This window comes from Mesorhizobium sp. M0500 (genome assembly GCF_040321165.1).
Classification (GTDB): Bacteria; Pseudomonadota; Alphaproteobacteria; order Rhizobiales; family Rhizobiaceae; genus Mesorhizobium.
In genome coordinates this window covers 15,337-29,281 of record NZ_JAMYRB010000045.1, presented here as the reverse complement: position 1 = coordinate 29,281, position 13,945 = coordinate 15,337, and the positions used below count along the sequence as shown (strand labels likewise).

The window sequence follows — 13,945 nt, the reverse complement described above, 5'->3', positions numbered from 1 at the left end:
TCATGGCTCCGCCATCCCAGAGGCCGCCCGTCCGATCCTGTGTCTGTTCGTGGAACAGTTGCGCTCGCTGGATGAGAGGGTGGCTTCGGCGGTGGCGAACGGGGATCTGGATATTTCCTCCCCTCCCCTACGCTAACCTTCAGATCTGCGTTGCCGCGATGCTCACATGGCGCGTCAAAAACATTGCTCGGGAATAATAGATATGGTCCAGCCTCATCCTGTCGCGCTTATTAGCCGTTCCGGGGTGCAATGAGCGTCGAAAGGTGGACGTTCGTGGAGGCCGAGTGTGTTCCCTAGCCACGAAGGCGTTGCAGCACATGCTACTACCGGGTCCCTTCTGCGATCTTTGAACGCGGCTGAACCTCGCTCGTCATCAGCAATACGCCAAGTTCTTCAGCTGATCGCGCGACGACAGCAGCGCCGGCTGAGAGCAATCGTTGACCGTGGTCCTCGAAACAGTGGCCGCCCGCCGTGAAACCGATCACCGTCATCCCAGCGGTCACACCGGCTCCGACGCCGGCAATGCTGTCCTCCACCACGACGCAGCGCGCCGGCTCAGTGTCCATTTGAGCCGCAGCGAACAGGAACAGGTCCGGTGCAGGCTTGCCCGCCTTTACCATGACGGAGCTGAACACGTACGGATGGAAGTGCGGCCAAAGCTCCGTCAGTTCAAGCCCCAGTCGCAGCTTGTCGGGGCCGCTGCTTGAGGCGACGCAGCGAGGTAACGACAACTGATGCAGGAGCCGGTCAATACCACTGATGGCTTGCAGTTCCGTCCGGTAGCTTTCCTTAATCCGGGATTGCACGATGGTGTCGAAGTCGCTGGGGAGAGGGCGGCCCCAGTCTTCTTCGATCATCTTCCGCATGGTGGCTGAGGACAGGCCGGTAAAGCGCAGAACCACATCAGAATACGACGTGGGATAGCCGATGCGGGTAAGTTCCTCGGCATCAATGCGACTTGCCAGCGTCTCGCTGTCGATCAGAACGCCGTCGCAATCGAAGATGACCAGTTCATAAGGGTTCTGTTGTTTCATTGCACGTCCTTCGGAACCGGGCCCGCAACGGAGACCTCAACCACATGTCGGTCGTTGACTTCGAAACGGTGGACAAGGACGCTATCATCGTCGATCAGTGCGACGTCGAAAGCCGGGGCGTCCTCGACAAAATCCGCATCCCTGCGCGCTAAGTGTGGTATGATCTGATGTGCAACCCCACGGCTTGCGCTGAACGGAATGCCGCTCCAGGTGCCGCTGACATCGACGTGCACATGACCATGGAAGACGTGCCGCACATTGCCGGCCCCCACCATCGCCCGCATAGTCTGGCGCCAGTTCTCCGTATTCCAAGGCTCAAAGTGCGGCAGGCCGATCGGCTGTAGCGGATGATGGGCGAAGAGGTACGCCGGCGCCTGCGGCCTCTCGGTGAGCCGCTCTAACAGCCATTCCAGTCGTCCCTCGTTCAGCGCGCCATGCCCAAGACCCTCCACCAGGGTGTCGAGGAAGATGAGGCGCCCGACCGAGGTGTCATGGACTGACTGGACAAAACCGTTCCTATCGCGCGGCTCGCCGGGGAAAGCGCGTAAGAAGTTTTGACGACTGTCGTGGTTGCCGAGCAGAAGCCGGATGGGCACGCGCATCTCCTGAAGCAATTCGCGTAACAGTTCGTAGGAAGCGAAGTCTCCCTCGTCGGTGAGGTCGCCGGTCAGCACGCAAAGCTCGGCATCGGCGTGATCGCGGTTGATGCGCTCGATGGTCTTGCGCATTCGCTCGGCCGGATCGAAGCCAAAGAGCATAGCGCCGGCCGGCACAAGGTGGAGATCAGTCAAGTGGATCAGTTTCATTGGTAAATCCGCGAAAAAGGGAGAGACGCCGCACGGCGTGCAGCGTCCCGGACGAGACGATCAGTTGGTTTTCGGCAGGAGTGTGCGAACCTGGGACGCCATGTCTGCGAGGGCGGCCTCCGGTTCCTTGGATCCAAGCGCGATGGCCGTCATTTCGTCGCGTAGGACCTCGCCGATCTGAACACCGTTGTCACCGGGCCAAGAGAACCACGGGCGGGCGCGGGGCGTCTGGAGCACGCTGGTGTACCAATTCGGATGCTTGTCGTAGAACGCGCCGAGATGATCCTTGTCGAGGGCAAGCGTGTTCGTCGGCATATATCCGGTATTAGGTACGACAATGCTCTGGCCTTCAGGACCAGTCGCGAACTTGACGTACTCCCAGGCGGCGGCGCGCTTGGCGGGATCGTCGGTGAGGATTACAGCGACCATGCCGCCCGTCGGCATCGTCGCATCTTCAACGCCTAGCGGCTGCTTGGCGGTGCGGAGCTTGAACCGGTCTCCAACATCAGCTTCAAAGCCACTCACACTGCCGGCAGAGGCGAATAAGAAACCAAGTTTGCCGGAAGTGAAGAGCTGCTGGGCAGCGCGCGAGTCGATCGTCGGCTGAGCACCAGCGGTATGGAATCTCTTGAACAGCTTGACTGCGGCCTGGCCGGCAGGACCGTCAAAAGCGATGTCGCTTTGCTTGTCGTTCATCATCCGTCCGCCGAAGCTGCGCACCAGGTTCTGCGTGGTCCAGTCGTCCGAGCCAAGTTGGTAATACATGCCGGACGTTCCATTGCCGAGCGCTCCAATTTTGCCGGCAAATTCGACGAAGCTATCCCAGTCGCCTGGGATCTTGTCAGGATCGCCACCCGCCTTCTTCACGAGATCGGCATTGTAGTAAACAACCGGCGTCGACATGGCGAACGGAAGACCGTAGAGATGGCCGTCGATTGTTGCGAGAGAAAGGACCTGATCCGTGTAGCCTTTCTCGGCTAGGTGATCCGCGGCAGCGAGATCGTCGATGGGCTTCACGAGCCCACGCGCCACGAGCGGACGCAACACATTGAAGCCGACGTAGTGGACGTCCGGCAACTCGCCCGCCATGCTCTGGCGGATCAACGTTTGGACAGCCTCATCATAACTCGGCGCGGCGACGCGGAAGTTGATCTTGATGTCCGGGTGGTCCTTCATGAAGCGATCGGCAATCGGCTTATGGATTACTTCGTGTTCGGGCCAGGCGTAATAGACATCGAGTTTTGTGTCGGCTTGCGCCGGCATGGCTGCCAGCGCGGCAGTGATGCCGGCGGCGAGGATCATTGCAAGGGTTTTCACATTGCTCTCCTGAGGTTCGAGATGAGGTTTGGAAACGGAGCTAGTGTCGGCCAAGCACCAGGCCCCGGATGAAGTGTTTCTGCATGAGAAGGAAAAGAGCGACTAAGGGCGCGGTCACGAGAACGCCCCCGGCCATAAGCGCACCGACATTTCCGGCGCCTTCGCCCGCCTGCCGGAAATAGGCAATTCCAAGGGAAGGCGTCATCATGTCGGGAGTGGTGATCACCACCAGTGGCCAATAGAGATCGTTCCAATGGGCCACGACAGAGAAGATCGAGAAGGAAGCGACGGCCGGCCATGCTGCAGGCAGCATGATCCGCCGGGCGATCGAGAGCTCGCTGAAACCGTCCAGCCGCGCCGCGTCGAGCACCTCGTCGGGAAAAGTCACGAAGAACTGCCGGAACAGGAAGATGGCAAATACCGAAATGATCCAGGGCAGAACCAGCGCGGCATAGCTGTCGAGCAGCCCGGATTTCGCCAGCGCTATGTAGATCGGGATCGTTGGTATCTGCACCGGCACCAGAAGACCGAGAAGGACGGCCGCAAGCAGAATTGGGCGGCCGGGGAAGGATAGCTTGGCCATCGCATAGCCACACGGGATGGCGATCGCGACCTGCAACACAAGAATTGTCAGGCACACGACAAAGCCATTTCCCATGAACCGAAGAAGCGGAATTGCCGAAAGCGCGGTGCTGTAATTGTCAATCGCGCCGTTAAGGGTCGGGGTTGGCAGCAGGCTGCCGTCGAAAATCTCGCTCTGTGGAGTCATAGAGGCAAGGATCATCCACACAAAAGGGAAGACCATTATGATCGCGCCGGTCACAAGCACGGCATGCAAGGCAATGCGGGATGCGGAAGATTGCGCCAGGATCATCATCATCGACCTCCACTTGCTTTCCAGCGCGCCCGGCGCTCGGAGACGTGCATCTGGACGAGCGACAGGAAAGTCACGAAGACGAAGAAAGACACGGAGATCGCTGACGCATACCCCACCCGGAAAAAGCGGAAGCCCTCTTCATAGAATGTGTAGAGAATGACGGAGGTGGACTTCATCGGGCCGCCCTGTGTGAGGACTGCAACCGTTTCGAAGACCGAAAAGGCGCGGATGATTGTCATTACGGTGACGAACAGCGTCACCGGCGCCAGCATCGGCCAAGTCACCAGCAGGAAGCGCTTCAGCCCCGTGTCCGCTCCGTCGATCGCCGCGGCTTCGTAGAGCTCCTCCGGAATGGTTGAAAGACCGGCCATGAAAAGTATCATGTTGAAGCCGACCAGCTGCCAGACGCCGATCGCCGAGAGCGCATACATGGCCGTCGAGGGATCGGACAGGAAGCTGACCGGCGATGCGCCCAAAAGCTGCAGCAATGAGTTGGCGAAGCCGAGACTTGGATGCAGGATCGCTTCCCACGCGGTTGCGAGAGCGACCAGGGTCGCGGCCACCGGTAGGAAGTAGGCGGTGCGATAGACGATGGCAAATCGTGACCGCGCGATCAAGAGAGCAACCAGCAGGCCCCACCCGATTGATGTCGGCACGACCACAACCACATAGAGCGCGGTGTTGCGCAGGCTCTGAGCAAAGCCTGGGTCCGTCAGCATGCGCGTATAGTTCGCAAGCCCGATGAACCGGACACCGGCCAAACCAAGCGAAGCATCTGTAAAAGACAGAAAGAAAACTAGAACGGTGGGCCCGATGACAAGAGCGGCAAGCAGCAGCGTCGCGGGTGTGGCCAGGATCATTCCGGCTTGTGCCTGGGCGCGAGCAGGGCGGTAGCCGCCTGAAATGTTCTGAGCCAAGCGACCGATCGGATTGTCGTCGACCACGGCCATATCAGGCTACCCTGCTGTGATCGCGACTCTGGCGCGAGCCGTCCCAAGGAAAGAACCATGCCTTTTCCGAGTCGATGGTCAGTCCCAAGTTGTCGCCGCCACGCAGTGATTGTGCTCGCTCGGCCGAAATCCGGGCGACGAACTCAGCGCCTGCCCCGGCATGGACAAAGACGTGAGCGTCCATCCCTGCATGCTCGATGCGCGTGACGCAAACCGGCAGGGCGCCCGGTCGGTCCCTGTCGACGAGGGATGCATGCTCCGGCCGAAAGGCCAGCGTTCCGGCCTGTCCGGATCCGAGCGCATCGCGAATGATGATCCTACTGCTGTCGATGATGAGCGCGCCGCCGACAGGGGCGGCCACCTCGACCTCGTTCAGGAATGGCTGGGCCAGGAACCGGGCAACATCGAGATCGACGGGTTCGCGATAAAGATCGGCAGGGGCTGCAACTTGGCGCAGCTCGCCGCCAAAAATGACGGCGACACGGTCGGAAAGTGCGGCCGCCTCGGCCTGGTCATGGGTAACGAAGATAGTCGTCGTTTGCATTTCCTTGTGGAGCCGCGCGATTTCGCCACGCGTATGAATGCGCAACGCTGCGTCCAGATTTGCCAAGGGTTCATCCATCAGGAAGATCTTCGGCTTGCGCACCATAGCGCGTCCCAAAGCCACGCGCTGGCGCTGTCCACCCGAAAGCTCCGCCGGCCGGCGGTCGAGCAGCGCATCGAGCTTGAGCAGCGCCGATGTTTGACGGACCCGCTCCTCGATCGAGCGATTGCGTTGGCCGGCCCCTGGCAGCAGGCCGCCAATCACCGGAAGCCGTTCCAAGCTGGTCAGCTCGCGCATGACCAGCGGGGCTGCGATGTTGTCGTACACACTTAGATGCGGATAAAGGGCGTAGCTCTGGAACACGAAGGCTAGGTCGCGGTCCTTCGGCGCCACGGTATCCAGCGCCTTGCCCCCTGCACGCACGTGGCCCTGATCCGCGCGCTCCAGCCCTGCTATTATGCGAAGAAGCGTGGACTTGCCGCAGCCGGAGGGCCCAAGCAGTGTCACAAATTCCCCGGCAGCAATCCTTAGACAGACGCCGCGAAGCACATCAGTCGCGCCATACCGCTTGCCGACATTGTCAATGTGGAGATCCAACGCAGCCATTCCGAGTTCCCTTTCGGTTGGCGACAGGGCTTAATGGAGCTTTATTTCATTATCATGACAATACGGAGTTTAATTTCATTTCGCAACCGATTTCTCCATCGCCTTTCCCAGTGCCAGCATCAGGCTTTCGATCACGAAGATCTTGCCGATCATCGGGGTCAGCGTGCCGCCGATCGGATGGTCGTCAAGGCCGGAGGCCTGCAAGATGAAGTCCGCCGACTTGCCGAGCGGGCTACGGGCGCGGTTGGTGATGGCGACGGTCAGTGCCCCTGCGGAGCGGGCGCCCTTGAGGAACTGAACCGTATCAACGGTGAGGCCGGATATCGAAAGGCCGATCGCCACGCATCCGGGACTGAGTCCGTTGGCGACTTCGTGAGCCATGTTGGAGTTTCTGAACGCCAGCGCCGTAAGCCCAACTCGCAAGAGCCGATAGGCGAGCAGTTCTCCCGTCACGCCCGACATTCCTGCTCCGTAAAGATCTATCCTTCTGCTCGCCGCAATCACTTCTGCGAGCTTCTCGAGGGCCTCGAGATCGGCATTGCTGTGTGCGATCCCTAGATTCCGAGCCATCGTGTCGTGCAAGGTTTGTAGGGCGGCGTTGGGCTGCTGCGCGGCGGTGGATGGAGGCCTGGGGCGGCCAATCTCTGCCGCCAGCGCCAGCTTGAAATCGCGAAAGCCGGAAAAGCCGATCTGGCGGCAAAGCCTCAAAATGCTGGCTTCCCCACTACCCGCGAATTCGCCTAGTTCCCCGACCGAGTGGTGCAACACTTTCTCAGGATTTTCCAGGATGTATTTGGCGATCCGAGCGAGCGCATTCGGCAGATGATCGATGTCTTCCTGCAAGCCAGATAAGATGCTCTCGCGCTCTGCCGCTGTCGCGGCGGGTGAGTTAATGCTCATCGTCATGATACCCATACCTTATGAAGCCGCAGAAAAGAGAGCCAAATGCCATCGACCCGTCCGACGATTGGCTTCCGAAGCGCGCGCGACCAGGGGCCGACTTCGAGATTGGGAGAACAGGACTAGCCAGTGCTCGCCCGACTGGGAAGACTAGTAGTCCTCAATTCTGTTCGGGCCGGATCCACTTCTGAGCATCATAGCGGAAAAGCTGCGCCCTAAAAGGTCGCATTTCAAGCCCCTCTGATGGGCGCTATCCCAGAGATCATAGTGCTCATTGGGGTCTTCTTTATGATCGAACAACTCTCCTATTCCAACATCATGATATACATTTAGCTTATAGCGTCCATCATAGTACATTGATGCGCGTGACCCCCGGCTCCCGTGGAATCGGAGAGAATTGTGATACTCGCTGACCACGTACGGCTTGTGGTATTCCAATGAGGTGTTGCCAAGCAGCATCTGGTCGAGTGACAGCCCCTGCATAGCGCTGGGGATCTCAAGACCCGACAACGAGAGCAATGTGGGTGCAATATCAACCAGCTCGACGAGTGCATTCGACACCGATCCTTGGGCTGAGCTGCCGGGCACGGAAATCATAAGCGGGACATGCACCAGACCCTCATAGAAACGGCAGCCTTTGTAGAGCAGGCCGTGGTCACCCATCATGTCACCATGATCGCTCATGAAGACAATGATGGTGCGATCCAGCTGGCCGGTTTCCGTCAAAGCGTCCAGTACCCGGCCGACTAGATCGTCGACTTGAGCCACCTCCGCATGATATGCCGCTCTCATCTCCCAAATGTCGAAGTTCGTGGGTGGCGCTTCATGCGTAGGCCCGGCGATCTCGTCATTGTGCGCCTGACCGACGGCTGCTGCGGCCTGCCACGGATCCACCGCGAATTTTGCCTGCTGATCGACTCGTTCAAATTTCTTCTGATGCTCGAGATCGATCGGCCTGAAGACAGGATCAGGCATATCACTTGGGTTGAAACGCCTGAGGTAGTCAGGCGGGGGATTGAGAGGCGGATGAGGTGCGTCGATATTAATGCCTAAATACCAATTACGACCAGAATGCATCTTGATGAAACGCTCTGCCCGATCGCCTGCCCAACGCGCCTGCCGATATTCTGCGGCCGGTCCCGGGCCATAATGTTGGTCAAGATACGGTTTGAAGTAGGCTACGGGATCGACCCCTTTTGACCACATCCACGCATGATAGTCATGGTTGCCTGACCACTCCGGAAATGGCTCAGGGCTCCAGTAGAACTCGGCAAATCCATCGTCGGGGCGCTTTTCTATCATGCCACGAGTGGCAGATAGGTGCAGCTTCCCTATGTGCCCCGGGTAGTATCCGGCATTCGCCATCAGTTTTGGGAGCAAAACGAGATGCGAAGGAAACGTGCCGGCGCCGTTTTGATGCACTTGGTGTGCGATCGGATACAACCCCGTCAGAAAGCTCGTTCGGCTCGGCGTGCAGATCGGGCTTTGACAATACGCACGAGCGAATGCTGTACCCCTCGCGGCCAGACGGTCGATATTGGGAGTTTGCGTGCCCTTGAACCCGAGACACCGCAGCGTGTCCCAACGTTGTTGATCACTGCAAATCCAGACAATATTAAAGTTGCCCAACTCTGATCCTCAAACGCAATAGAGGTCTAATTCGTTCGCCACCGGCGCGTCAATCGCGCCGGTGGCCGGGTGCGTGAAGACTACTTCAAATATCCAGCCCGTTTTAAGATATCCACGGCCTCAGTCTGAGCATCATCCAAGGCGGCCTGGGCACTTTTGCTGCCAACAACCGCCTCCTGCAGGGCTCGACCGAGGCGGTCGCCGATCTCCTTGAATTCAGGGATTCGAGGATAATACCACTCCGGCGCGACCCGAAGAGTTTCAGCATATGTTGCCGCGAACGACCCGTGGCCATAATTGTAGTCGTGCTTGGCAAGTATCTCCGGATCGTTCCACAGGGACGATCTCGTGATCGCGACAAAGGTGCTATCGAGTGAAATGCGTTTCATCACATCTTTACTTGTCGCCCACTGAAGGAATGCGGCTGCGGCTGCCTTGTTTTCTGATGCCGCCGGGATGACATAGGCCTGTCCCGCAAATGGCGGGAACCTCCCACTTACTCCGCCGGGCGGCAAAGCGAATCCAAGCTTACCTACGACTTTCGACAGCTTGGGGTCGAGAATGCGGCCGGCAGTAGGAGCGCCTTCCACCGTCATTGCAATGCGGCCCTGCTGCATCGCAATGACGACGTCGTCAAACGTTGCTGAGGTGCTGCCAGGCACGGTGAACCTGGTCATCACGTCTGTGTACCATTTCAGCGCCTCCACAGCGGCGGGTGTATTGACCGTGGGCGTCAGATCCGCCGGTTCGTGCGCGAAATATTTGCCGCCGAAAGCATACAGGACCTGGCCCCAAAACCAGATATTCTCACCGGTGTCGGGTTGCCCTCTTAGTGCGGTGCACTGAATATCAGCCTTTTTCAACAGCTCGCAGTCATCGCGGAATTCCTCCCACGTTTGTGGTGGCTGTTTGATACCGGCCTTCTCCAATAAGTCGGGACGATAGTAAAGGAGCTGCGTCGCCGCGAAATGCGGCAATGCCAGTTGTTTGCCGTCCTTATTGTACAGGCGAAGCACGGGAGCGATGAAATCCTGTACATCGGCACTCTTCATGTCGATGTAGTTGTCGAGCGGCTCCAGGATATCGCCAGATGCGTATCGCCCGAACTCCTCGCTCCCTAAGTAGACCACGTCGTAGCTGTTTGAACGTGTCAAGAGCTCGACCGACACCTTCTGAACGGTCGGCGCATAACCGAAGAGATCGAACTGCACTTCAGCGCCGGTCTTCTCTGTGAACTCGTGCGCAAATTTTTTGAGCTCAAGATCGTATGCTGAGTTTGTCGATAGGATCTTTATCTTTACGCCGTCGTACCGCTGCTGAGCCGATGCTCCCCCGCCAATGGCAACACCTAATGCGACAGCAAGAATTCCGATGTACCTCATTGCTTCTCTCCTTGAGCTAACGTTTCACCCTTTCACGGAACCGGTCGTTGTTGAGCCGGCGACGTACTTCTTTACGAACGGCACGAAAACCACGATCGGAACCAGCATAAGCACGCAGGCGGCTGCCGCTTTGCCCCAATCAGTTCCCTCAAACGGCATGAAATTCAGAATTGCGACGGCTGCAGTTTTTGCGTTATCGCGTGTTAGCGTCAGCGCGAAAAGAAACTCGTTCCAAGAACCAATAAAGACTAATATAGCCGTTGCTAAGATGCCGGACCTGGAAATAGGTATCGAGATAAGTGTCATCACCTGCAGCGTTGACGCGCCATCTATCGTAGCGGCCTCTTCGATTTCACGAGGAACTTGGTCAAAAAACGCCGATAAATACCAAATCGCGAGCGGGATAGCGAACGTGGTGTTGACGATGATCAGCGCAATCTTCGTGTCGACCAAATCTACTTGGCGGAAAAAGAGAAAATAGGGGATGATGTAAATCATCGCTGGCGCAGCCCGGAGCGCCAATACCAACGTCAACAGCCTGCGCATGGAAGTCTTCTGCAGATGGGAGATGCCAAATGCCGCCGGGACCGAAAGCGCCATGGTCACTACAATGGTGCTGCATGAGACCACAATTGAATTGATGAGCGCCGAAGAAAAGTCCTTGTCGGCGATTATCGCGGTATAGTGCTGAATGGACGGCTCTCCCACGATCACCGGCGGCCATTGAAACATCTCTGTCGGCTCTTTGAGAGATGTCGAAAGTGTCCACAGGATTGGAGAGAATAGGAATAGCGCGAATGCAGCACAGATGACATATCCGTAGATGTATCGTCCAAGGTCTCGATGCATGATCAGCCCCCGACTCGGCCAGCCGAGATTCGGCGAACAAACCAAAAGCAAGCCCCGACGATTGTGGCTGTGAACGCCACGAGAATTGAGGCGGCATAATCGAGGTCAAGATATGTAAATGCGCTCAGGAAAGCGTAGAAGTTAAGGGGCTCCGTCGCCCCTGCAGGCCCGCCTCCAGTCAGCACGAAAATCACCGGGAAAATGCCGAGGACCTCCAAGGCTTGAAATACTGCAACGGCTCCCATTGCAGGTAAGACAAGCGGTATGGAGATATGCCGTTGGGCCTGAGCCCAGCTTGCACCGTCGAGGCTGGCCGCCTCATAAATCTCGTCGGGGATTGAATCCAGGGAGGAAAGAAGCAGCAAAGCAACTATAGGAACCCCAAACCAAACCGACACGATGATCACGGTAGCAAGCGCTGAGGCCTTGCCTCCCAGCAAGTCGGCGTCGAAATTGTGTCCGAAGAAGCTTGCGAAATAAGACAGGCCGCCCACACCAGGAATGACAAACAATTTCCACACAATTCCGCCTACCGCTGGCGGTACTACGGAGGGAAGCAGGGAAGCTGCTCGCATCCACCGTGTACCGATGAGCTTCTCCTTCAAAGCTAATGCCAGCGCCAACCCACACAGGAGTTGAAGCGCGACGGGCATAACGACTAGGGCAAAAGTCACGAAAGCAGCGTTGATAAATCGGCCGTCGGACAAGAAGCGTGTGTAATTGTAAATGCCGATGAAGGTCGTCTTTCCGGGGAAGGCGATGTTGAAATCCACGAATGAGAGCGCAACGACAGCCGCAATCGGGACGAACGTCGCAAGGCATAGGAACCCGATCGCGGGGGTAACCAGCGCCCAGGACACATTAAGCCGGGAATATGCCATGGGTCCGTTCCTCCTTGATGTCTATGCCCATGTTGAAAGCCTGGCCTGGCTGGCATTGGCGAGCTGAATGGGACCGAGTGCGTCAAAAGTCCGGCTAGGAAAGAGGTCCGGAACGTTGTTATGTCCGGACGTGCGAGCTCAGATCTGCGTTTCCGTTTCGTCCATCGCAACCTTTGTGTCCGTTTGGCTATAACGGAACGGGACATCCGTAAGTCCGGCCGCGTCGGACAGCTCGGCCGCCAGCAGCTGGGCGGGCAGAATGTCTACGATGGCCCGGGCAACACGGTTCTGCAGTGGAGGCACTTTCACAACTGTCAGGGTTTTGTGGTCGTGAGGCAATTCGCTCGCGGTTACTAGAAGAACTGCACAGCCGATTTCGGCTAACTCCTGCGCCAACCGCACTTCGCGACCATCGCCGAATATCAATATCCCAGTCGCCTGATCCATAGATTCCATCGGACCATGCAAGTAGTGCAGCGTGTCGCTGGCGCCTGCCGGAACCCTGACAGCCTCACGAATAAGCAAACAAGCTTCGCCCGCTGTACCAAAGGCGGATATTGCGCCAACGCAGTCGATGGCTCGCTGGTCACGGAAAATTTCGCCAGCACGAGCCATTTTCTTCGCCGAGGTCTTCAGGACCTCGCTTGCGATGTGGGGAATGTCGTTCCAATTAAAGCTCTCTCCACCGCCAAGAGCATCAACCAGCAGCCCGCCTGCCAAAAGCGACCCTGTGAAGCCGGTACTTGATGGCAGCGAATCCAGCCCGGACTCATACCGAATTGCCGTTGAAGCGGCGCGCGATAGCGGGTCATTGCCTTCATTCGTGATTGCAAGGGACGGCAACTGACTGTGCACGTTAAGCGCAGCAATGGGCTCGACGCTCCTTCCTCCGACAGAAAGCACGATAATGGAATCGCCAGGATCTCCCGGCTCAACGAGATCGACAGCGCGCCAGGTATTTGCCCGCCTACCGCGACGCTGAAGTTCGCCGGTCACCACCGCCGCAGCTTCGTAACTCGCGCCTATCCCTGTAACGACCAAAGTTCCGTTTTTGAATTGGGAAAGATCAAGTTTCCGAAGCTGCGGTCGGACAACTTCCAACGCATGGCGAAACTGATCAGGCTGACGGGCAATCGCCGATCTGTAAGTCATTGAACATCCTTGTGTTGAGGCATGATTGGACCTTCAGTGCTGGCCCCACCCGTGCGAAGTTGCTGCGCCATGAGGCAGGCTCCCAAGACCGGCGGCCTGTTAAGGAAAGTGACGGCTACTGTGGCCCCGAAGCGGCTGGCAATTTCGTGAGAAAATGCGTCGGCTAAAAACGGTTGAGCAAGAATGACCCCACCGCCCACCACAACATGTTTGTCGTGCACGCCGCCTAACATCAGATGGTGGACCAGCTGAGCCAAGGCAGAGGCACCCTCGTTGATGACGCGTTTGGCCAACAGCGAACCGGCATTGGCTGCCTTGAAGACTACGGGTGCGTGGCGGCCCAGAGCGGACGCGCTGCCTTCCTGCGCGATTGAAGTGCCGATGTTTGTGGGGCTGGTCAGCCCAAAGGTTTCACAAAGTGCCTCTACAAGGGGCTCCGTCCTGGCGCCCCCCAAATCAATATGTAACCGCACCGCACGGCCCGCTTCCCGCATCAAACCAGGTGCGCTCCCTTCGTCTCCGATTGCCCATCCCCAGCCGCCTGCGACATGCATTTTGCCGCTATCGTCGCGAGCGACTGCGATCGAGCCAGTGCCCGCGACGACACCTATTCCGCTGGAAAATCCCATGGTGACGGGCAAAAGCTCCGCATCATTGACGACCTTTAAGGGACAGGCGAAATGATTCGACAGTTGCTGCTGAAGCAGGCCGCACTCGGCATCGTCATCGCATCCATGAGAGCCAATCGCGATGCTGTTGGGCGTGGCGTCAGCAGCAAACCGGCGGACTAGCGCGATGAGTCCAGGGATATTGTGGTCACAGGCACCAGAGCGCCACTCACTGGTTGGCACGATCAGGTCGCGGGCCGTACCCTGGTCCGAGCACCCCCTCAAATGCGTTTTGGTGCCACCGATATCGACACCGATCGAGATAGAACACATCTCTTCATCTCTGTTCGTAGTCGCGTGCATCAACCGCGTTTCCAGTTTGGCGGCGGAGAATATCACTATCTCAACTC

13 protein-coding genes are annotated in these 13,945 nt (G+C 57.9%); all 13 read right to left on the bottom strand.

Annotated features, from left to right (window positions below):
* Positions 1–323: 323 nt before the first annotated feature.
* On the bottom strand, positions 324–1,034 hold the full coding sequence (locus tag NKI70_RS32420; RefSeq protein ID WP_352726170.1) for an HAD family hydrolase: 711 nt from the start codon (positions 1,032–1,034) through the stop codon (positions 324–326).
* On the bottom strand, positions 1,031–1,840 hold the full coding sequence (locus NKI70_RS32415) for a phosphodiesterase (protein ID WP_352579680.1): 810 nt from the start codon (positions 1,838–1,840) through the stop codon (positions 1,031–1,033). Before NKI70_RS32415 ends, NKI70_RS32420 begins: the two co-directional genes overlap by 4 nt.
* Before the next feature lie 60 nt (positions 1,841–1,900).
* Positions 1,901–3,157, bottom strand: coding sequence for an ABC transporter substrate-binding protein (locus NKI70_RS32410; protein ID WP_352726168.1), 1,257 nt, complete (start codon positions 3,155–3,157; stop codon positions 1,901–1,903).
* A gap of 40 nt (positions 3,158–3,197) precedes the next feature.
* Positions 3,198–4,031, bottom strand: coding sequence for a carbohydrate ABC transporter permease (locus NKI70_RS32405; RefSeq protein ID WP_352579683.1), 834 nt, complete (start codon positions 4,029–4,031; stop codon positions 3,198–3,200).
* Between the two features lie 2 nt (positions 4,032–4,033).
* On the bottom strand, positions 4,034–4,984 hold the full coding sequence (locus NKI70_RS32400; protein ID WP_352726166.1) for a carbohydrate ABC transporter permease: 951 nt from the start codon (positions 4,982–4,984) through the stop codon (positions 4,034–4,036).
* Position 4,985: 1 nt separating this feature from the next.
* The gene (locus NKI70_RS32395; RefSeq protein WP_352693667.1) at positions 4,986–6,134 is read right to left on the bottom strand and encodes an ABC transporter ATP-binding protein; all 1,149 of its coding nucleotides are present in this window, start codon (positions 6,132–6,134) and stop codon (positions 4,986–4,988) included.
* A 75-nt stretch (positions 6,135–6,209) separates the two neighbouring features.
* Positions 6,210–7,049, bottom strand: a complete 840-nt coding sequence (locus NKI70_RS32390) for a MurR/RpiR family transcriptional regulator (protein ID WP_352579676.1) — start codon at positions 7,047–7,049, stop codon at positions 6,210–6,212.
* A gap of 135 nt (positions 7,050–7,184) precedes the next feature.
* Positions 7,185–8,663 carry a sulfatase family protein gene (locus tag NKI70_RS32385; RefSeq protein WP_352579675.1) on the bottom strand — a complete coding sequence of 493 codons (1,479 nt, stop codon included), beginning with the start codon at positions 8,661–8,663 and terminating at the stop codon, positions 7,185–7,187.
* A gap of 80 nt (positions 8,664–8,743) precedes the next feature.
* On the bottom strand, positions 8,744–10,045 hold the full coding sequence (locus NKI70_RS32380) for an ABC transporter substrate-binding protein (RefSeq protein WP_352530977.1): 1,302 nt from the start codon (positions 10,043–10,045) through the stop codon (positions 8,744–8,746).
* Positions 10,046–10,069: 24 nt separating this feature from the next.
* Complete coding sequence (locus NKI70_RS32375) at positions 10,070–10,777, bottom strand: carbohydrate ABC transporter permease (protein WP_352530979.1); 708 nt, start codon at positions 10,775–10,777, stop codon at positions 10,070–10,072.
* 119 nt (positions 10,778–10,896) lie between these two features.
* Positions 10,897–11,775 carry a carbohydrate ABC transporter permease gene (locus tag NKI70_RS32370; RefSeq protein WP_352693673.1) on the bottom strand — a complete coding sequence of 293 codons (879 nt, stop codon included), beginning with the start codon at positions 11,773–11,775 and terminating at the stop codon, positions 10,897–10,899.
* Positions 11,776–11,913: 138 nt separating this feature from the next.
* A complete protein-coding gene (locus NKI70_RS32365; RefSeq protein WP_352625349.1) occupies positions 11,914–12,927 on the bottom strand; it encodes an SIS domain-containing protein in 1,014 nt (337 codons plus the stop codon).
* Positions 12,924–13,898, bottom strand: a complete 975-nt coding sequence (locus tag NKI70_RS32360) for an N-acetylglucosamine kinase (protein WP_352726163.1) — start codon at positions 13,896–13,898, stop codon at positions 12,924–12,926. The genes NKI70_RS32365 and NKI70_RS32360 overlap by 4 nt, the downstream gene beginning before the upstream one ends.
* Positions 13,899–13,945 lie beyond the last annotated feature (47 nt).